General features: G+C 68.0%; 17 protein-coding genes. 3 read left to right on the top strand and 14 right to left on the bottom strand.

The window, feature by feature from the left end; translation table 11 throughout:
• Window positions 1-13 precede the first annotated feature (13 nt).
• From ABE505_RS12220 to ABE505_RS12170, 11 genes are all read right to left on the bottom strand, one after another.
• Window positions 14-1,387 (bottom strand): NAD(P)/FAD-dependent oxidoreductase, encoded by a 1,374-nt coding sequence (locus ABE505_RS12220; protein WP_346445367.1) that lies wholly within the window; start codon window positions 1,385-1,387, stop codon window positions 14-16.
• Window positions 1,384-2,307, bottom strand: a complete 924-nt coding sequence (locus ABE505_RS12215) for a hypothetical protein (RefSeq protein WP_346445368.1) — start codon at window positions 2,305-2,307, stop codon at window positions 1,384-1,386. Before ABE505_RS12215 ends, ABE505_RS12220 begins: the two co-directional genes overlap by 4 nt.
• Window positions 2,304-3,584 (bottom strand): kynureninase, encoded by a 1,281-nt coding sequence (gene kynU / locus ABE505_RS12210; RefSeq protein ID WP_346445369.1) that lies wholly within the window; start codon window positions 3,582-3,584, stop codon window positions 2,304-2,306. The genes ABE505_RS12215 and kynU overlap by 4 nt, the downstream gene beginning before the upstream one ends.
• 45 nt (window positions 3,585-3,629) lie before the next feature.
• A complete protein-coding gene (locus tag ABE505_RS12205) occupies window positions 3,630-4,640 on the bottom strand; it encodes an amidohydrolase family protein (RefSeq protein WP_346445370.1) in 1,011 nt (336 codons plus the stop codon).
• Between the two features lie 58 nt (window positions 4,641-4,698).
• Window positions 4,699-5,241, bottom strand: coding sequence for a 3-hydroxyanthranilate 3,4-dioxygenase (locus ABE505_RS12200; protein WP_346445371.1), 543 nt, complete (start codon window positions 5,239-5,241; stop codon window positions 4,699-4,701).
• 75 nt (window positions 5,242-5,316) lie between these two features.
• Complete coding sequence (locus ABE505_RS12195; protein WP_346445372.1) at window positions 5,317-5,754, bottom strand: RidA family protein; 438 nt, start codon at window positions 5,752-5,754, stop codon at window positions 5,317-5,319.
• Window positions 5,747-6,421, bottom strand: a complete 675-nt coding sequence (can, locus tag ABE505_RS12190) for a carbonate dehydratase (protein ID WP_346445373.1) — start codon at window positions 6,419-6,421, stop codon at window positions 5,747-5,749. The genes ABE505_RS12195 and can overlap by 8 nt, the downstream gene beginning before the upstream one ends.
• Window positions 6,422-6,428: 7 nt before the next feature.
• Window positions 6,429-7,856, bottom strand: a complete 1,428-nt coding sequence (locus tag ABE505_RS12185; protein ID WP_346445374.1) for an aldehyde dehydrogenase — start codon at window positions 7,854-7,856, stop codon at window positions 6,429-6,431.
• A 58-nt stretch (window positions 7,857-7,914) separates the two neighbouring features.
• On the bottom strand, window positions 7,915-8,724 hold the full coding sequence (locus tag ABE505_RS12180) for a DNA-formamidopyrimidine glycosylase family protein (RefSeq protein WP_346445375.1): 810 nt from the start codon (window positions 8,722-8,724) through the stop codon (window positions 7,915-7,917).
• 79 nt (window positions 8,725-8,803) lie between these two features.
• Complete coding sequence (locus ABE505_RS12175) at window positions 8,804-9,589, bottom strand: SDR family oxidoreductase (RefSeq protein ID WP_346445376.1); 786 nt, start codon at window positions 9,587-9,589, stop codon at window positions 8,804-8,806.
• Between the two features lie 66 nt (window positions 9,590-9,655).
• Window positions 9,656-11,155 (bottom strand): S41 family peptidase, encoded by a 1,500-nt coding sequence (locus tag ABE505_RS12170; protein WP_346445377.1) that lies wholly within the window; start codon window positions 11,153-11,155, stop codon window positions 9,656-9,658.
• 166 nt (window positions 11,156-11,321) lie between these two features.
• Between ABE505_RS12170 and ABE505_RS12165 the strand changes: the two genes are divergently transcribed.
• Window positions 11,322-11,846, top strand: coding sequence for an XRE family transcriptional regulator (locus tag ABE505_RS12165; protein ID WP_346445378.1), 525 nt, complete (start codon window positions 11,322-11,324; stop codon window positions 11,844-11,846).
• 55 nt (window positions 11,847-11,901) lie between these two features.
• Here ABE505_RS12165 and ABE505_RS12160 read toward each other — a convergent pair whose 3' ends face one another.
• From ABE505_RS12160 to asnS, 3 genes are read right to left on the bottom strand one after another with little or no spacing between them, the layout of a single operon-like run.
• Window positions 11,902-12,201 (bottom strand): hypothetical protein, encoded by a 300-nt coding sequence (locus ABE505_RS12160; protein ID WP_346445379.1) that lies wholly within the window; start codon window positions 12,199-12,201, stop codon window positions 11,902-11,904.
• 19 nt (window positions 12,202-12,220) lie between these two features.
• The gene (locus tag ABE505_RS12155) at window positions 12,221-12,523 is read right to left on the bottom strand and encodes a hypothetical protein (RefSeq protein WP_346445380.1); all 303 of its coding nucleotides are present in this window, start codon (window positions 12,521-12,523) and stop codon (window positions 12,221-12,223) included.
• Window positions 12,524-12,530: 7 nt separating this feature from the next.
• Complete coding sequence (gene asnS / locus ABE505_RS12150; protein ID WP_346445381.1) at window positions 12,531-13,928, bottom strand: asparagine--tRNA ligase; 1,398 nt, start codon at window positions 13,926-13,928, stop codon at window positions 12,531-12,533.
• A 114-nt stretch (window positions 13,929-14,042) separates the two neighbouring features.
• On the opposite strand from asnS, the gene ABE505_RS12145 reads away from it, so the two are divergent.
• Together ABE505_RS12145 and ABE505_RS12140 are read left to right on the top strand one after the other, a co-directional pair.
• Window positions 14,043-14,393: an iron-sulfur cluster assembly accessory protein gene (locus ABE505_RS12145; RefSeq protein ID WP_346445382.1), complete on the top strand. Its 351-nt coding sequence runs from the start codon at window positions 14,043-14,045 to the stop codon at window positions 14,391-14,393.
• 552 nt (window positions 14,394-14,945) lie between these two features.
• Entirely contained in the window at window positions 14,946-18,422 is a 3,477-nt protein-coding gene (locus ABE505_RS12140; RefSeq protein WP_346458281.1) for an RHS repeat-associated core domain-containing protein, read from the top strand.
• Window positions 18,423-18,500: the final 78 nt, after the last annotated feature.

Here is an 18,500-nt window from a genome sequence, read left to right as displayed (position 1 = left end):
GATGGCGGCACGATCATGCGGGTGTGTCCTCCAACGGCGTCAGCTGCGCTCGCACCTCGGCGTCGATCGCCGGCCAGTCGAGCGCGTCGAGCGTGGTGTGGCCGGCCGTTGCGCGTTCGAGGATGCCGCGCTGCAGATCGGTGCGGTGCATCGCCAGCGAGTACGGGATGCGCATGAAGGTCACCATCGCGTAGTGCGGGACGAAACGGCCGGGGTGGCGCGCCTGCAAGGCAAGTTCGAGTTCGCGCTGCAGCAGGTAGTCGGCATCGTCGACCCGATCGCGCATCTCCAGGTAGTTGTCGAGCGCCATGCGCTGGATCGCGGCGGCGTCGGGCCGGCGCTGCGCCTCGAACGCGGCGAACGCGTCGGCGGTATCGGCATGCGCGTCGAGCTGGTCGGCCAATGCCACGCAGTCCTCGAACGCGCAGTTCATGCCCTGGCCGTGGAACGGCACCATCGCGTGCGCGGCATCGCCCAGCAGCACCGCGCGGCTGTCGAGATGCCAACGGTCGAGATACAGCGTCGCCAGCTGGCCGACCGGATTGGCGGCCCAGTGCGCACGGAACTCGGGCATCAGCGCCAGCGCGTCGGGAAACTCGCGTGCGAAGAACGCCTGCGCCGCGTCGACATCATGGATCCGATCAAACGCCGGACCGCCGTCGGTCCCTGCGTGGTGTGGCAGGAACAGCGTGACGGTGAAGGTGCGCTCGTCATTGGGCAGGGCGATGCACATGTAGTGGCCGCGTGGCCAGATGTGCAGTGCGTGCGGCTCGATGCGGAAACCTCCGTCGGCCGACGGTGGGATCTCCAGTTCCTTGTAGCCATGATCGAGCAAGTCGACCCGCTCGCCCAGGTCGCGCACGCGCTGCATCGCCGCGCGCAGCGCCGAGCCGGCACCATCGGCACCGACCAGTGCGCGGAAGTGGACCTCATGCGTTGCACCGCTGCCGGGATCGCGGAACACCGCGTGGCGCGAGTCGAAGTTGACCGCGTCCAGGCCGGCATCGAAATGCAGCCGGGCGCCGGCGGCCTGCGCCAGGTCGAGCAGCACGACATTCAGATCGCCACGATGCACCGACCAGATCACCTCGTCGTCGTCGCGACCGTAGCGCTGCAGCTGCGGCGCGGCGGCGCCGGTGTGGACCATGCGTCCGCGCATCATGATCGCGTGTCGCATCACCGCAGCGTCGGCATCGGCCGCGCGCAGCGCATGTCGGCCGCGCTCGGCCAGCGCCAGGTTGATCGAACGCCCACCAGCGTAGCCCAGACGCCGCGGATCGCCGCGCTTCTCGTACAGATCGACCTCCCAGCCCCGGCGTCGCAGCAGGATGCCGAGCAGAGCGCCGGCCAGGCCTGCGCCGACGATGGTCAGTTGGCGTGCGCTCATGGCGTGGCACCGCTGACGAACGCCGACCCGTCGGGCGCGACGGCGCGGAAGCGGTCCGCGATCGACAGCAGCGCGCGCCGGACGCTCGACAGCGCGTCGGCGAGCGGACGGCGTGCCAACGATACCCGGGTACGGTGGCGCGGCATCGCGTCCGCATCCGCGCGGCTGTGCCAGGCCTCGCTGCGGATGTCCCATGCGTCGGCGTCGACGATCACCGCATCGCCCTGCAGCCAACTGCGGTCGCCGAGGATCGATGCGAGCGTGTCATCGCGGTCCTGTGCGGGTGTCGCAAACGCCTCGGGGCCGGTCGCCGGGCGCGCGCGCAGACGATCGGCCGCGAGACCGAGCGCATCGAGGTCGGCCACCTGCAGGTCGAGCGCGACCCCGCCGACTTCGGTGTGGCGGTCGGCGACATGGACCTGGATCTGCCAGCATGGCACGCGCGTGGCGACGTCGAGCCGATGCGCACGCGCGGAGGTCCAGGTCTGCGCGAAGGCATCGAACCACGCCTGCCAGCCCGCGGGGTCGGCGTCGAGCGCGAAGGCGTGCCAGAACTGCGTTTCGAGGTGCATCCGTCGCGGGTCGGTGCCGATGCTGACTGCGTCGGCGAGATGCGCGTCCGACAGACCGGGACGCGGCAGGGCCCGCCAGCCGCGGAACAGGCCCAGGCGACGCGTCGGCAGGCGCATCGGTAGCCGGACAGTGGCCTCGACCCGGCAATCGCGCAATCCGATGTCGCCGTCGACAGCGATCACGCCCGCGGCGGTGCCGCGCGGGTCGCGCAATGGCCGGATGTGTTCGTCGTCATCGAGCACCCACGGCGCCACGCCCGCCTCGCGCAGCGCCTGCGTGAGCGCATCGCCCTCGGCATCGGCCTGGTCGGCATCGGCGGTGGGAGGAAAGTCGGCGTCAGCCGTCATCGTGTCTCGCTCCATCGCCTCACCGCGCGTGCGAACCGCAGCACGTCGGTGTGGTCGTTGTAGAGCGGCGCCGGCGAGATGCGGATCACGTCGGGTTCGCGCCAGTCGCCGAGCACGCCGTTGTCGGACAGGTGCTCGAACAGGGCGCGGCCCTGCTCGCGGCCGCCGCGCACGCGCAGCGACAGTTGCGCACCGCGCCGTGCAGGATCGGCGGGCGTGACGATCTCGAGCACCTCCGACAGCTGCGCGTGGATCAGCGCTTCCAGATACCCGGTCAGGCGCTCGGACTTGGCGCGCAGCGCCGGCATCCCGGCTTCGGTGAACAGGTCCAGCGACGCGCGCAGCGGCGCCAGGCCGAGGATCGGCGGATTGCTGAGTTGCCAGCCCTCGGCGCCCGGCGTGGGCTGGAAGTCCGGCCCCATGCGGAAGCGCGTCGCCGCATCATGGCCCCACCAGCCGGCGAAGCGCGGGCGATCGGTCGTGGCGTGGCGCGCATGCACGAAGGCGCCGGCCACGGCCCCCGGCCCGCTGTTGAGATACTTGTAGTGGCACCACACAGCGAAGTCGGCGTCGCTGTCATGCAGCCGCAGCGGCAGGTTGCCGGCGGCATGGGCGAGGTCGAAGCCGACCACGGCGCCGGCCGCGTGGCCCAGGCGCACGATCTCCGCCAGGTCGAACGCTTCGCCGGTGCGGTACTGCACGCCCGGCCACAGCACCAGCGCCAGCCGGTGCCCGTGTTCGGCGATCGCCGCGGCGATCGCGTCCATGCCGAACAGGCCGTCGGTGCCGGGCTGCACCTCGATCAGGTCGGTCGCCGGGTCGAAGCCGTGGAAGCGGACCTGCGATTGGAGCGCATAGCGGTCGGACGGAAACGCGCCGGCTTCCATCAGGATCGCCGGACGTTCGGTGGTCGGGCGGTAGAAGCCGACCATCAAAAAATGCAGGTTCGCGGTCAGCGAGTTCATCGCGACCACTTCCTCCGGTTGCGCGCCCACGACCTCGGCCAGTTGCGCGCCGACCAGTGCGTGGTAGGTCATCCACTGCGAGTTGCCGCGGAAATGGCCTTCGACCGCCTCCATCGCCCACTTGTCGAGCACGTCCTCGACCTGCGCGCGGGCGCCGCGCGGTTGCAGGCCCAGCGAATTGCCGACGAAATACGCCTGCTCCACATCGCCGAAGCGCGGCATGTGGAACTGCGCGCGGAAGCGCCGGAGCGGGTCGGCGGCGTCGGCGGTCGCGGCGTAGTCGTCGGTGAACAGAGCGTGGGTGTCGGTCATCGTGAAAAGCCGGTGGTGTCGCGCGAGGCGACGCGAAAAGGAGACTCAGGCGAAACGGTTGGCCGGCAGGCCCAGCCAGTCGAGCGCCGTGCCGTGATAGAGCCGGGCGCGGGATGCGTCGTCGAGCGCCAACTGCTCGATCCCGGCGCCGGGTTCCTGCTCGCCGAGCGGGAAGGGGTAGTCGGTGCCGAGCATCACCCGGTCGGCGCCACAAGTGTCGAGCAGGTACTGCAGCGCCCGCGGATCGGCGACCCAGGAATCGAAATAGAGCCGCTTGAGATAGCCACGCGGGTTGTGCGGGTTGTCGGTGGCGACGAGGTCGGGACGCATGTTGAAGCCGTGCTCGATGCGGCCGATCGTGTATGGGAAGCTGCCGCCGCCATGTGCCATACAGATGCGCAGCTTCGGCAGCCGCTCGAGCACACCGCCGAAGACCAGGCAACAGGCCGCGCGGGCCTGCTCGGCCGGCATGCCGACCAGCCAGGGCAGCCAGTACTTGGGCATCGACTCGCTGCCCATCATGTCCCAGGGGTGGACCAGGATCGCAGCCCCCAGGTCGGCCGCGGCCTCGAAGAACGGGAACAGTTCCGGCGCGTCGAGGTTCCAGTCGCCGACATGGCTGCCGATCTGCACGCCCTGCAGGCCGAGCTGATCGACGCAGCGCTCCAGCTCCTGGATCGCCAGCCGCGGCGACTGCAGCGGCACGGTGCCGATGCCGGCGTAGTGCCGCGGATGGGCGGCGACGGTCGCCGCCATGTGGTCATTGAGCGCCTGGTGCAGTTCCAGCGCGTGCGCGGGCTTGGCCCAGTAGGCGAACATCACCGGCACGGTGCTGATCACCTGGACCTGCACCCCGAAGCGGGCGTAGTCGTCGATGCGCTCGCGCGCGTCCCAGGTCCGAGACCAGATCTCGCGGAAGAACCGCCCGTCCTTGTAGATCCGGTGGCGTCCGTCGGCGGTGTGGTGGATGACCGGGAACCGCGCCTCGCCATACTTGGCCGCCAGGTCCGGCCAGTCGCGCGGCAGGTAATGGGCGTGGATGTCGATCTTCAGCATGGCCCGATTGTAGGCACTGGCGGCCATGGGCACCCGCTGCGGCGCGGCAGGCGGTCGATCATCCGGCGGCCGGCCCGGTCGCCTGTTCGTATCGGGCGGGGCGCGGGTTGACGTGGCCGCAGGCCGCGCAGGTGCGCAGGTCGATCGCGCCGTAGAAGCGGTCGAACACCGGCGGGAAGTCCTGCTCGATGTCGTGAAGCGTGAAGTAGTGCTCGAACAACGTGTGGTTGCAGCGCTCGCAGAACCACAACAGACCGTCGCGCTCATGCGGCAGGCGCTTGCGCTCGATCACCAGTCCGACCGAGCCGGCGCTGCGCTGCGGCGAATGCGGCACCTTGGGCGGCAGCAGGAAGGTCTCGCCGGCGCGGATCGGAATGTCGCGCGGGCGGCCGTCCTCCTGGATGCGCAGCACCATCTCGCCCTCGAGCTGGAAGAACCACTCCGGGCCCTCGTCGTAGTGGTAGTCGGTCCGCGCATTGGGTCCGCCGACGATCATCACGATGAAGTCGCCGTCGTGGATGCACTTGTTGCCGACCGGTGGTTTGAGCAACTCGCGATGCGCGTCGATCCAGGCCTGCAGGTTGATCGGGTTGGGCAGCATCGGGCGTCTCCGGTCAGTGGCGCGCGGTGCGCAGCGCGCGGACGTCGGGGCGGGCAGGGCGCGCCACGACGATCATCAGGTGCGTTCGGCCGCGTCGCGCGCGCTCGCCACGCATTTGAGCTCGATCGCGATCGGCGTCGGCAGCGCATCGATGCCGAGCGTCGTACGGCAGGGCGCCGCGGCAGGGTCGGGAAAATGCTCGGCCCAGACCGCGTTGTAGGCGGCGAAGTCCGCCATGTCGGTCAGGTAGACGGTCACGTCGACCAGGTCTTCCCAGCACGCGCCGCTGGCCTGGAGCACGGTGCGGACATTGGCGAGTACCGCGCGGGTCTGCGCCGCGATGTCGCGCGCGACCACGCGGCCGTCGGCATCGAGCACGTTGCCCGGCACCGCGTCGGTCGTCGGGTCGCGCGGGCCGATGCCCGACAGGAACAGCAGGCCGCCGGCACGGCGCGCATGCGGGTAGCGCCCGACCGGAGCCGGCGCGGCGGCGGCGTGGACCGCGTCAGTCATCGCGCTCGCCACGCGCGGCGAGCGCCGCCACCTTGGCGACGGCGGCGCGGTAGGCCGGCGTGATCTGCTCGGGACCGGAGACGTCCATCGACAGCTCGCGCACGCGGCCGTCGCCCAAGGCATACACCCAGCCGTGCACCGCCAGCGGCTGCCCGCGCGCCCAGGCGTCGCGGACCACCGTGGTCTGACAGACGTTGAGCGCCTGCTCGATCGCGTTGAGCTCGCACATCCGGGCGTGGCGCTGGGTCTCGTCCTGGACCGAGGCGAGCAGGTCTTCGTGCTTGTAGGCGAGGTCGGAGACATGGCGCAGCCAGTTGTCGACCAGGCCGACCCGCGTGCCGGTGAGGGCGGCCTGGACGCCGCCGCAGCCGTAATGGCCGACCAGCAGGATGTGCTCGACCTTGAGCACGTCGACGGCGAACTGGATCACCGACAGTGCGTTGAGGTCGCCATGCGAAAGCACATTGGCCACATTGCGATGTACGAAGACCTCGCCGGGGTCGAGCCCCAGGATCTGGTTGGCCGGTACCCGCGAATCGGAACAGCCGATCCACAGGTACTTCGGGGTCTGCTGGCTGGACAGACGGTTGAAGAAATCCGGGTCGTCGCGCGAAACGCGTTCGGCCCAGTCGCGGTTGCGTTGCAGGAGGTTGTCGAGTTCGCCCATCGCACCATTATTCCAGAGACAGGCCGATGTTCTTCGCCTCGGTGAAGAATCGCATGGCCTCCAGCCCGCCTTCGCGGCCTAGCCCCGAGTCGCCGCTGCCGCCAAACGGGGTGCGCAGGTCGCGCAGCAGCCAGCCGTTGATCCAGACCATTCCCACGCGCAGCGCGGCCGCCAGGCGGTGGGCGCGGGCCAGATCGCGGGTCCACAGCGACGCGGCCAGGCCATAGCGGCCGGCATTGGCGAGCGCGAGCGCCTCGGCGTCTTCGTCGAAGGTCTGCAGCGTGACCACTGGCCCGAAGATTTCCTCCTGATTGGTCGCGCAGTCCGGTCCCAGGCCGTCGATGACCGTCGGCGCGACGAACCAGCCGGGGCGGTCGAGCGCGTGGCCGCCGCACAACACCCGGCCGCCTTCGTCGCGGGCGCGCTGCAGCGCGGCAAGCACCTTGTCGAGATGCGCCTGCGACACCAGGGGCCCCATGCGCACATCCGGGTCCATCGGGTCGCCGACGCGAAGCGCGGTGGCCTCGGCGACGAAGCGCTCGGCGAACTGCACCGCAATGCGCCGCTCGACCAGGATCCGCGAGCCGCACAGGCAGATCTGGCCGCTGTTCTGGAACGTCGAGCGCACCAGGGTGTCGAGCCGGTCTTCCCAGTCGCTGTCGGCGAAGACCAGCGTGGCGTTCTTGCCGCCGAGTTCGAGCGAGGTCTTCTTCAGCAGGCCGCCGGCGAGCGCGCCGATCCGCCGCCCGACCGCAGTGCTGCCGGTGAACGACACTGCCCGCACCCGGGGATCGATCACAAGCGCCTCGCCGACCTCCGCGCCGCTGCCGTGGACGAGGTTGAGTACGCCCGGCGGCAATCCGGCCTCGGCCGACAGCGCGGCCAGCAATGTCGCCGTCGCCGGGGTGATCTCCGACGGCTTGGCGACCACCGTGTTGCCGGCCGCCAGCGCCGGCGCGATCTTCCAGGTGAACAGATACAGCGGCAGGTTCCACGGCGAGATCGTCGCGACCGTGCCCAGCGGCTGGCGCAGGGTGTAGTGCAGGCCGGCCTCGCCATGGTGCGATTCGCTGGCGAACTGGGTCGCGGCATGTGCGAAAAAGCGCAGGTTGGCGACCGCGCGCGGGATCTCGGCATCGCGCGCCAGTGCGAACGGCTTGCCGCCGTCCAGGGACTCGGCGTGGGCGAACTCGTCGTTGCGGGCCTCGAGCAACGACGCCAAGCGTTCGAGCAGGGCCGCGCGTTTGCTGTTGGGCAGCGCGGCCCAGCCGGGGGCGGCGCGTTCGGCGGCCTGTAGCGCGAGATCGACATCGGTGACATCGCCCGCGGCGACCTCGGCGTACACCCGGCCGGTCGCGGGGGCATGGACCGGCCACCAGCGATCCGCCGCCGGGTCCCGTGCTGCGCCGTCGATCCAGTGGGTCAGCCGCTGCATGGCGCCAGCTTACCTGAGTGCGCGCCGGGGCCGGGGGGCGGCCGGCCCGGCTCCAGGGTCAGTGTTGGCAGCCCGGGCACCAGTACAGCCGGCGGCCGGCCAGGCGGAGCTCGGCGATGGTGCCGTCGCCGCGCGGGCACGGCGCCCCGGCGCGCTCGAACACCGCGAAACCGAAGGTCGCCCGGGTGCGCGCCAGATAATCCTTGCCCGGCGGCGGCGTGTCGTCGAGCTTGGCGCGATAGGCGCGCCGGGGCACGTCGAGCAGGGCATTGGCCAGCCGCCGCCGCTCGCCGACGGTCAGGTCCTGCAGGATGCGATGCGGCGACAGCCGCGCCTGGAACAGCACCTCCGAGCGCAGGTAATTGCCCATTCCGGCCGCGAAGTCCTGCGCCAGCAGCAGTGCGGCCAGCGTGCGCTTGCCGAAACGCGGTTCGCGCATGTGCGCCAGCAGGGCTTTGGCGTCGATCGCCGGATCGAGGACGTCCGGGCCGAGCTTGGCGAGGTAAGGCTGGTCGCCGAGCGCATCGGTGCGCCACAGCGAGACCGACGGCGCGGCATAGAGCGCCGCGACACCGCGCACGGTGACCAGCAGCACGCGCGGCCGGGTCTCGCCCGGCAAGGCCTCGGGCGTATCGACAAAGCGCCAGAAGCCGAACAGGTGGCTGTGCGTGTACAGCGTCCAGCCCCCGTCGACCGCGGTCAGCAGCGCCTTGCCGCGCGCCTCGACAGCCAGCACCCGATGGCCTTCGAGCAGACGGCGGCGTCGCTGCAGCGCCGGATCGACGAACCGCACGCAGCGCAGCGTCTCATCGACGAGCAACTGCGACAGGTGGTCGGCGAGGGCGTGGGTTTCCGGACCTTCGGGCATGGGCGCATCGGAGCAGCCCGCACGTCGTCACGCCGTGACCCTGCCGGACACCGCGTTGAGGGGGGGGCCGCGTGGGGGCTCAGATCGAGGCCATGCGCCCGCCGTCCACCGGGAGGCTGACCCCGTTGATGTAGGCCGCGGCCGGCGAGCAGAGGAATGCGATCACGCCAGCGGTCTCCTCGGGTTCGGCGAAACGCCCGGCTGGCACCGCGGCCTGCATCGCGGCGATGACGGCATCCTCGGACTGGCCGCTGCGCGCGGCGCGATCGGCGACGATCTGCGCGATGCGCTGGGTGCGCGTGTAGCCGGGCAGCACGTTGTTGACCGTGATCCCGTCGGCCGCCAGTTCGCGGGAGAGCGTCTTGGCCCAGCCGGCCACCGCACCGCGCACGGTGTTGGACACGCCCAGGCCCGCGATCGGCTCGCGCACCGAGGTCGAGACCACGTTGACGATCCGGCCCCAGCCGGCGGCGCGCATGCCCGGCAGCAGCACCTGGACCAGAACCTGTCCGGCGAGCAGGTGGCGCCGGAACGCGCCCAGATAGGCGTCGGCCGATGCGGTATGCGCCGGCCCGCCGGGCGGACCGCCGGTATTGTTGACCAGGATCTGGGCCGGGACCGTGGCGACGTGCGTCTCCAGACGGCTCCGCAGAGCTTCCAGGTCGTCCATGTCGGCGACGAGCGCATGGTGCGCCTGGCCGGCAGGCGCCGGCAGCGATTCGCATACAGCTTGTAGGGCATCGCTACGTCGGGCGAGCACCGTCACGCTGGCGCCCAGCAGGGCCAGCTCATGCGCCGTGGCGCGCCCGATGCCTTCGGAGGCGCCGCAGACGAGCGCGTGGCGGCCGGTGAGGTCGAGGTCCATGGGCGGGTCTCCTGGAGCGGATGTGCACGTGCGGTAAGGATCGCGCGAGTCGAGCCTGACGATCCACTACGCGAAGAGGCGTGAGCGAGGACCTGGCCTCGGCGCCAATGTCGATCCCGTTGCGTCGTGTGTCCGGGAGATGCCGGTGGACGCGAGTGGCGGGCACACGGCACGGTCCGGGGTGCCCCAATCCTGCAGGGCGATGCGCCGAGCGACGCGCCAAGCACGGTCGCGCCCCACGCCGATCTCATCCACGCTCGGCGGCACATCGCAATGCGGCCGCACGCCACGGCCAGCGGGCAGACCGGGCCAGTCGAACCGGAATCGCAGCAGCGGGATCCCCAGCGCGACCCCGCTGTGCGGCAAAACCAGGCGCCAGCTGTAGCCGCTGGTGTTGCCTTCGTGCGCGCCGCCAACCTCTTCGCCGACGAACACGGCGCGGCCGACGTGGTGGAGCATCGACGCCAGTTCGGCGGCGCCGGAGAACGTGCGGCCGCCGGCCAGAACGACGAGCCTGCCCGAGAACACCGGTGTGGACGGTGCCCAGTGGCTCATCAGCCCCTCGGGCGGGACATTGAGCCGGGTCAGGCGACCATCCCCGGTCGGGCGTTGGAAATGGATCTCGTCTTCGTCGTAGACCTCCGTCTCGAAGATCTGTCCGGACGCGGACGTGACGCTGATCCGTTGGCCTCGGGCGTCGACGGCGCGGTATTTGCGCAACGGCGTGTCGACCAGGAAGGAGAACAGGATGCTCTCGTTCGGCTCCGAGCCGCCCCCGTTCTCGCGCAGGTCGAGGATCAGACGCTCGGCGCGACCGCGCTGCAGTTCCTCGAACAGGTGGCGCATCTCGTCGCGGAAGGTCGTGCCCGCATCGCGATACACACGGTTGGAGAAAGAGGGCACCTCCAGGTAGGCGAGACCGGGCGCGAGCCATTCGAGTGAGGCGCGCCGCCTCTCCCGTTCGGGCGCACGCGGGCGTTCGGCCATGGGGTGCGCGGCGACGCTCCTGTGCACGATTCCGCCCGCAGGCGGCGCATAGGTCAGCGCGAATGCGGACTCGCTGCCACGGCGCCTGTGCCGAAGTACGGCGTAGCAACTACCGGGACATTCGCGCATAGCGCTGGTCGCGATCCGCCCGTCGTGCTCGACCAGCGACATCAGTTCCTGCAGCAGGGTGTCACCGTGCTCGCCGTTGATCGACAGCAGCCGGCTGCCGAGCGGAATGTCGGCCGCGTCTCCGTAGCCTTCGCTCACGAAGATGCCTTCGGTGCTCCAGTGCAGGTCGAGCGGCAGCAGCCGCGCGGTGCGTCGCTGCTGGGCCGCCGCTGCGGAGGCCGGGCGGACGGTCAGGTGGCCTTCGCCGATCCGGCTCGTCAGTTCGGCCACCGCCACATACACCGACATTGCGTCGTGCGCGCCGTCGGCCGCGGCCAGTGCGCGCGCCTTGGCCGACGTCCAGTCGTCCGGCGACTGATGCCAGTGGATGTCCGGCAGCGCCGCCTCGGTCGCATCGATCGCCAGCAGGATGTCTTCGCGCGCCTGGATGGGGGTGATCGAACGCGCCACGGGCACTGCCTCGGCAGCGGCGGCCGATGTACTCGCGAACAGACTCGCGGCGAGGAACGCCGCCCGGAAAGAGCAAGTTGGCGGCACGCGACAGACCCGCTATAAGCAAAATACCGCCGGTATCCTATGAGGCAATATTTTGCCGAGTCAAGTCACCCCGTCTTTCATGGCGTTCGTCGCCAACAATGTCCGCGAACGGCGCTTGGCCGCCGGCCTGAGCCAGAAGGCACTGGCGGCGCGTTCGGGTGTCAGCCAGCGGATGATCGGCGCGATCGAGGCCGGCACCAGCAGCGTCAGCACCGCGACGCTGGACCGGATCGGGATCGCGCTCGATGCCACGCTCGCAGAATTGGTGACCGACCCCTCCGCACCGCGAAGCGTGGTGGTGGACCGGCTGGGCTGGACGGGTGCGCACGGCGGCAGTGGCATCCTGCGCTGGAGCGTCAACGCCGTCCGCGAAGTCGATGCGTGGGCGTGGCAGCTGCAGCCAGGCGACCGCTACCAGGCCGCCGCCGACCCTGCGGGTTGGCACGTCATGCTCTTCGTGCTGCAGGGACGGCTGACGCTCGAACTCGATGACGTTGAGATCGAGATCGAGGCGGATGCGCACGTGTTCGAGAGCGCGACGACGCACGCTTACAGCAACCGGACCGACTCGCCGGTGCGGTTCTATCGCTGCACGGTGTGGTAGGTCGTTCGCGGCGACGCAGCTCGTCTGCGGGCGGGGCGCTCTCTGGGCCTTCGCGTCAGGCGCGCGCGCCCAGCGACTGCACCATGCGGTCGCGCAGCTGGGCGTCGTCCTCGGCCTGCGGCGGGGCGATCTCGCCGGGCGCGAAACCGCGCTCGAGCGCATCCTCGGCGTCCAACCCGTCCCAGGCGACGAACTCGGCGTCGAGCAGCATCGCGCGCGCGGTGTCCTCGCTGTCGTAGGGCAGGGTGTTGCCGTCGCTGTCGAACACCTCGGCGGTGCCGGCCTCGAGCACGCGCAGGCGCGCCCAGATCACGGTCCGTCCGATCGTCGCCAGCCACCATTCATCGCGGGTCATCGAACAGGTCCTTGCAGAGTCAGGGGGCGATCGACCACAGCCACAGCACCGCGCAGGCGGTCAGTGCGCCGAGGATCACCATCAGCGAGATCCGCGCCGGGGTGGCCAGACCGGTGAACTGGCGGTCGGGGACCTCGTAGTAGCGACCGGCCAGCAACCAACGCAGCGCCGCCGGCTGCAGAAACGCACCCTCCGCGAACCGCGCCCGCACCTGCGGATGGCGGTCGCGCAGGTGCACCAGCGACAGCGGCCAGAAGATCACGAACGCGGTCACCCCGCCGATCGCGACGCCGAAGAAGCACAGGGCGAGGAAGAGAATCACGGCGTGGTCAATACTCCGCCTGCCCCGGTGCGCGCGGGTAGGGGATTGCGTCGCGGATGTTGGACAGGCCGCAGACGTAGACGATCAGGCGCTCGAAGCCCAGGCCGAAGCCGGCGTGGGGCACGGTGCCGTAGCGGCGGAAGTCGCGGTACCAGCCGTAGTGCTCGCGGTCGAGACCGAACTGGTCCATGCGCGCATCGAGCACGTCGAGGCGCTCCTCGCGCTGCGAGCCACCGATGATCTCGCCGATACCCGGCGCCAGCACGTCCATTGCCGCGACGGTCTTGCCGTCGTCGTTGAGGCGCATGTAGAACGCCTTGATGTGCTCGGGATAGTTCGCGACCACGACCGGCCGGCCCACGTGCTGCTCGGTCAGCCAGCGTTCGTGCTCGGTCTGCAGGTCCAGGCCCCATTCGACCGGGAACTCGAACTTCTGCCCGGACTTGCGCAGCAACTCCACCGCCTCGGTGTACTCGATGCGCTCGAACGGGGCGTTGACGAACTTTTCCAGCCGCGTGATCGCATCCTTCTGCACGCGTTCGGCGATGAACGCCATATCGTCGGCGCGCTCATCGAGCACCGCGCGGAACAGGAACTTCAGGAAGTCCTCGGCCACGCGTGCGTCTTCGGCCAGATCGGCGAACGCGATCTCCGGCTCGATCATCCAGAACTCGGCCAGGTGACGCGTGGTGTGGCTGTTCTCGGCGCGGAAGGTCGGGCCGAAGGTGTAGACCTTGCTCATCGCCAGGCAGAAGGCCTCGACGTTGAGCTGGCCCGACACGGTCAGGAACGCCTCCTTGCCGAAGAAGTCGCGCGAAAAGTCGACCTTGCCATCGCGCAGCGGCAGGTTGGCCAGGTCCAGCGTCGAGATCCGGAACATCTGGCCCGCACCCTCGGCATCGGACGTGGTCACGATGGGGGTGTTGATCCAGTAATAGCCGTTCTGGTGGAAGTAGCGGTGCGCCGCCTGCGCCAGGCAGTGGCGGATGCGGGTGACCGCGCCGAACAGGTTGGTGCGCGGGCGCAGGTGCGCGACTTCGCGCAGGAATTCCAGCGAATGCGCCTTGGGCTGAATCGGATAGGTCTCCGGGTCCTCGACCCAGCCCACGACCTCGATCTCGCGCGCCTGGATCTCGAAGCTCTGCCCCTGGCCCTGCGAGCGGACCAGCGTGCCGGTGGCGATCACCGAACAGCCGGCGGTCAGCCGCCGGATCTCCGACTCGTAGTTGGCCAGTGTCTGCGGCGCCACGACCTGGATCGGCGCAAAACACGAGCCGTCGCTGACGTTGACGAAGCTCAGGCCCGCCTTGGAATCGCGGCGGGTGCGGACCCAGCCACGGACGGTGACGTCGCCGCCTTCGGGAAGATGGCCGGCGAGGGCCTGTTGGACGCTGGTCGTGGTCATGCCTTGAATCCCGGAAATCCGCACCGATGAATGGCTGCACAGTCTACCGTGCCGCCGCCGCGCCGCGGATGTCCGCTCAGCTGCCGCTGTCGACCGCAGGAGTACACTCGTCCCATGGCCATCGCACTCGCTCCCGCCGCCCTCGAACGGGCCCGCCGTTTCCTTTCCGCCAGCCCCGATGCGCTGGGGTTGCGCTTCGGCGTGGCCAGGACCGGCTGCTCGGGATGGGGCTATGTCGTCGACCTCGCCCACGAGGAACGTCCCGGCGACGCGGTCTCCGAGCAGGATGGCGTTCGGATCTATGTCGATGCGCAGAGCCAGCCGATGGTCGACGGGACCGAGATCGACTTCGCGCAGAAGGGGCTGAACCAGGAGTTCGTGTTCCGCAACCCCAATGCCGCCGCCGAGTGTGGCTGCGGCGAGAGCTTCACGACCGACGATTCTTACCGGGTGGCTGGGGCCTAGTTACGGCTTTAGCGCTCTGACTATGAGTGCTTTATGTCTAAGAATCTCAGGAAGTCCCTGACATCTTGCTTGGTGTAGCCCCCGCGATCGCCTCCGACGCAGCGATGTACTCCCGATGCCATGCTGTTTTCTTACAACACCGGAAGGTTCTGGGTTTTTCAGTTGCCACTCGCTGTCTAGGCGAAGGCTCTCGACTGCCTGAGCGCGTGAGGTAGCGACCGGAGCAATCCGAATATAGATACACCCTTGAACTCTCGTTGACGCCCCTCGTTCGCCATGACGACCTGAGCAACGTGACCTGGGCGGGGTTCGAGAATGAAATCTTGCGCGTCGCTGGTGATCTGGTGATCGACTCCACATCTGGACGACAAAAACTCCGGCCTGTCCCCAGGTCAACCGCTGCAGTAGAGAAGCTGGCTGGCATGCAAGTCCATGCTCGATCAATGCGAAGGTGCGACTTCGGACGTTGCCGGTCCGATACCTTCGAGGCGCCATGTGCTGAGCGACGTCTCGCCCGATCGCCAGTAGAGGACAGTCCCGAAGCACGGCTGCCTGCGGCTGCGCCGCGTTCGCTACGAGTACGACGACGACCAGCTGGTGCGGGTGATCGACGCGCGCGGCAACACCACGCGTTTCGAGTACACCGGCGCCAAGCTCCAGAAGGTCACCGACGCGGCCGGCCGGGTGACAGCGCTGCACTACAACGCACCGCCGGTCCCCCGGAGCGCCTATCGGATCGGCAGCGGCACCAGCGGCGGAGGCGGAGGCGGAGGCACCGTCAACCGCTCGATCGTGTCGGGCGAGGGCTTGCGTGGCGAGCAGCAGCGAAGGCTCTCCAAGATCGTCGCGCCGGACGGCGGCGAGACGGAGATCGAGCACGGCTACGATCGCCTGAAGAAAGAGTTCTCAATGACCGTGAAGTACCCGGAGACCGCCTCGGGTCGCCGGGTGGACCACCTGACCGTGGACGTCGACGGACGTTTGGTCAGCCACGAGGTCAACGGCAACGTGCTGCTCAGCAGCGTCGGCAGCCGAAAGAACGCGACCTACACGGACGAGCGGGGCAATCGGACCAGCATCACCCGCGATGCGTTTGACGAGGTGACCAGCAAGACGTTCCCCGATGGGACGAGGGCTACGGTGACCTATGAGGCCGGTTCCTTGGATATTCGGGAACTGGTCGATCAAGCGGGCGCTGTCACGCGGGTCAGCTACGACACCCGTGGTAATCCCATCCGAATTGAGAATGCGGTCGGAAAGGCGGAACAGCGGACACTGCGTTTCGAGGTGAACACGCGTGGCGAAACCACCAAAATCATCCATGAGGGAGGACTCAGCGCAGCTGGCGAAACCGATCCCGACGTGGAGGTGCAGCTTGGTTATGACGCCAATGGCAACGTGACCTCGCTCACCGACGGTGAAGGACATGTATGGAGCTACGCTTACGATGCGCGAGGCAACCTGCTGGAGGCAACCAACCCGCTAGGCCACGTATGGACATACCAATACGACGCGCTTGGCAATAGAAGCTCCGCTACCGATCCGAATGGACTGACCTCGCAGTACGTCTACGACGGAACCGGACGTGCGCTGAGCGTCACGGATGCGCGCGGGCAAACCACGCAGATCTCCTATGATCCCGCCGGGCGGCGGGCGACGCTGACGAACCCGCTGGGTGCGATCCGACGTCACGCGTATGACGCCGTCGGCAGGCTGGTTGAGACAATAGATGAAGCGGGGCAGCGGCTGCAGGCCGCATACGACGCCCAAGGCCGCCTTGCGGGGGTGACAGACGGCGAAGGCAATGCCACTGCGTTCGGGTATGCGGATGTCGGTGGCCTTGACCGTGGCGGCGCGTTGACTTCCAGCATCAGCTACCCGACGTTCCAGCAGTCGCTGCGATACAACAGTCGACTGGAGGTGAGCCGAATCGATGACGCCGTGGATGATTCCACCCGCAGTACATTGCTGGCGTACGATGCGCGAGGTCTGTTGACATCCTTTGTCGATGCCTACGAGGCGACACAGAGCGGAGAATACGATGCGTTGGGCCGACCGACCAAAGGCACCGACGCTCTCGGAAATGCGGTCACGCTCACCTACGATCGGCGCGGAAATGTCGTTCGATTGACGGATCGGCGCGGCAAGGTCACGACGCTCGAGTACGACCGTCGGGACTTGCTGGTGCGGGAGATCAACCCACTTGGCCAGTCCACCCAGTATCGCTATGACAGCGCAGGCCGCTATCAGGAACTACAACGGGCCAACGGCGTCAAACTGACGTTCACCTACGATCCGGGTGGTCGCTTGGTCGAGCGGCGCTCATATGCGCCAGACGGCTCACTTGAACTGACCGATACCTTCGAGTGGGACGACGGGAATCGCCTGTCCCAGTGGGGCACACAAGGCGCGAACGGCACGCGCACGTACGACAATGCCAATCGGCTTCTCAACGAGTCCGTCACGATAGACGGAGTGACGCTGACGCGACAGTACACGTACTACGCCAATGGCCAGGTGCACACGGCAACCGGACCTGATGGTGTCACCCAGACCTACGTCTATGACGGCAATGGCGAACTGGCTCGGGTAGAGATCCCCGGTGAGGGGGCGATCAGCGTAACCGATCGTCGATGGACCGCGCCGTCACGAGTCGTGCTGCCCGGTGGAACCGTGCAGGAGATCGAATATAACGGTTTGCTCAATCCGACGCGTCTGCGCGTCCGAGGTCCGAATCAGACCACGCTGTTTGATCAACAGAGCGAGTACGGTGCTTTAGACGAGGTGCTTCGTCGAACCACCCAGAACCTGAGGGTGGATTACCGCTACGACGCGGCGACGCAGTTGACGCGCGCGCAGCCATCCAGCGGCAATACGGAAACGTTCGAGCTGGACGCCGCGGGTAACCGGTTGTCAGATAACGCAGTACCTGACACTTGGCAATACGATGACGCCAATCGGCTGATCCAACGGGGCACGTTCAATTATCAGTACGATGCAGCCGGCAACCTTGTACAGAGAACCGATAACGGCAGGTCAGGCGCACAACGGGTCACGTCGTTCGTGTACGACGGCTATAATCGGATCACTGAGGTTCGCGATGGCGATGACGCGCTCATTGCCCGCTACGCCTACGATCCGTTCGGTCACAGGGTCGTCAAGGAGATCACGGCGGTTGGTGCAGCCAACGGCGGCACGCTGGGCAAGCGGCTGTTCCTGCATTCGGGCGCCGGCCTTCTGGCGGAAACGGACGCGGCAGGAGCCGTACTGCAAAGCTACGGGTGGCAGCCAGAGGGCACCTACGGTACGGCACCGCTGTTCATGCGTACCATGGAGGGCTACTACTACTATCACAACGACCCGCTGGGCCAACCGTGGCTACTGACAAACAAGGCGGGCGCGGTGGTGTGGCAGGCAAGCCGCATCCAGGCGTTTGGCACGGTGGCCCTGGCACCCGGGGCGCAAGTAGTGCAGCCATGGCGGTTTCCCGGTCAGTACTTCGACGCCGAAACCGGGCTGCACTATAACCTGCACCGCTACTACGATCCGGCGACCGGCCGGTACGTCACCGAGGATCCGCTCGGATTGTCGGGTGGCTTGAACTTTTACCTCTATGCAAACGCTAGTCCGACGAGATACACCGATGCGACGGGTGAGATCGCTTGGGTGGCATTGGTGCCGATCGTCATCGGCGCGATCGAACTTGGCTTCACCCTGTATGACCTCTATCACTTCTACCATACGTTCAATGATCCATGCGCCACTGGATGGGACGTAACCGAGGCAGCTGGTTGGATTGCGGTTGGCGGCCTTCTCCCCGGCGGCGGTTATGGGCCAGCAGCACGGAAGTTTCGTGGTGGCTCCCATCGAGATATGAAGAAGCCAAGGAATGATGGGCTCGATTCCCATCACATGCCAGACAAGCATGCCGACCCCAATGTGCACCAGCTCGATGGGCCGGCTATTCAGATGGATCCAATTGACCACGGGGCGACGAGGGCGGTCTCAAGAATCAAGTGCAACACGTGATTTGAAGTCGATGATTTCCCTCTCCATCACCTGGGCTGGTGTTGCCCAGCCGAGCGTCTTGCGCGGTCGCCCGTTCAT

The sequence above is a fragment of the Luteimonas sp. TWI382 genome, from assembly GCF_039674545.1.
In the GTDB taxonomy this organism is placed as follows: Bacteria; Pseudomonadota; Gammaproteobacteria; order Xanthomonadales; family Xanthomonadaceae; genus Luteimonas.
The sequence above is the reverse complement of the archived record's forward strand: the minus strand, read 5'-3'. Positions and strand labels throughout refer to the sequence as shown.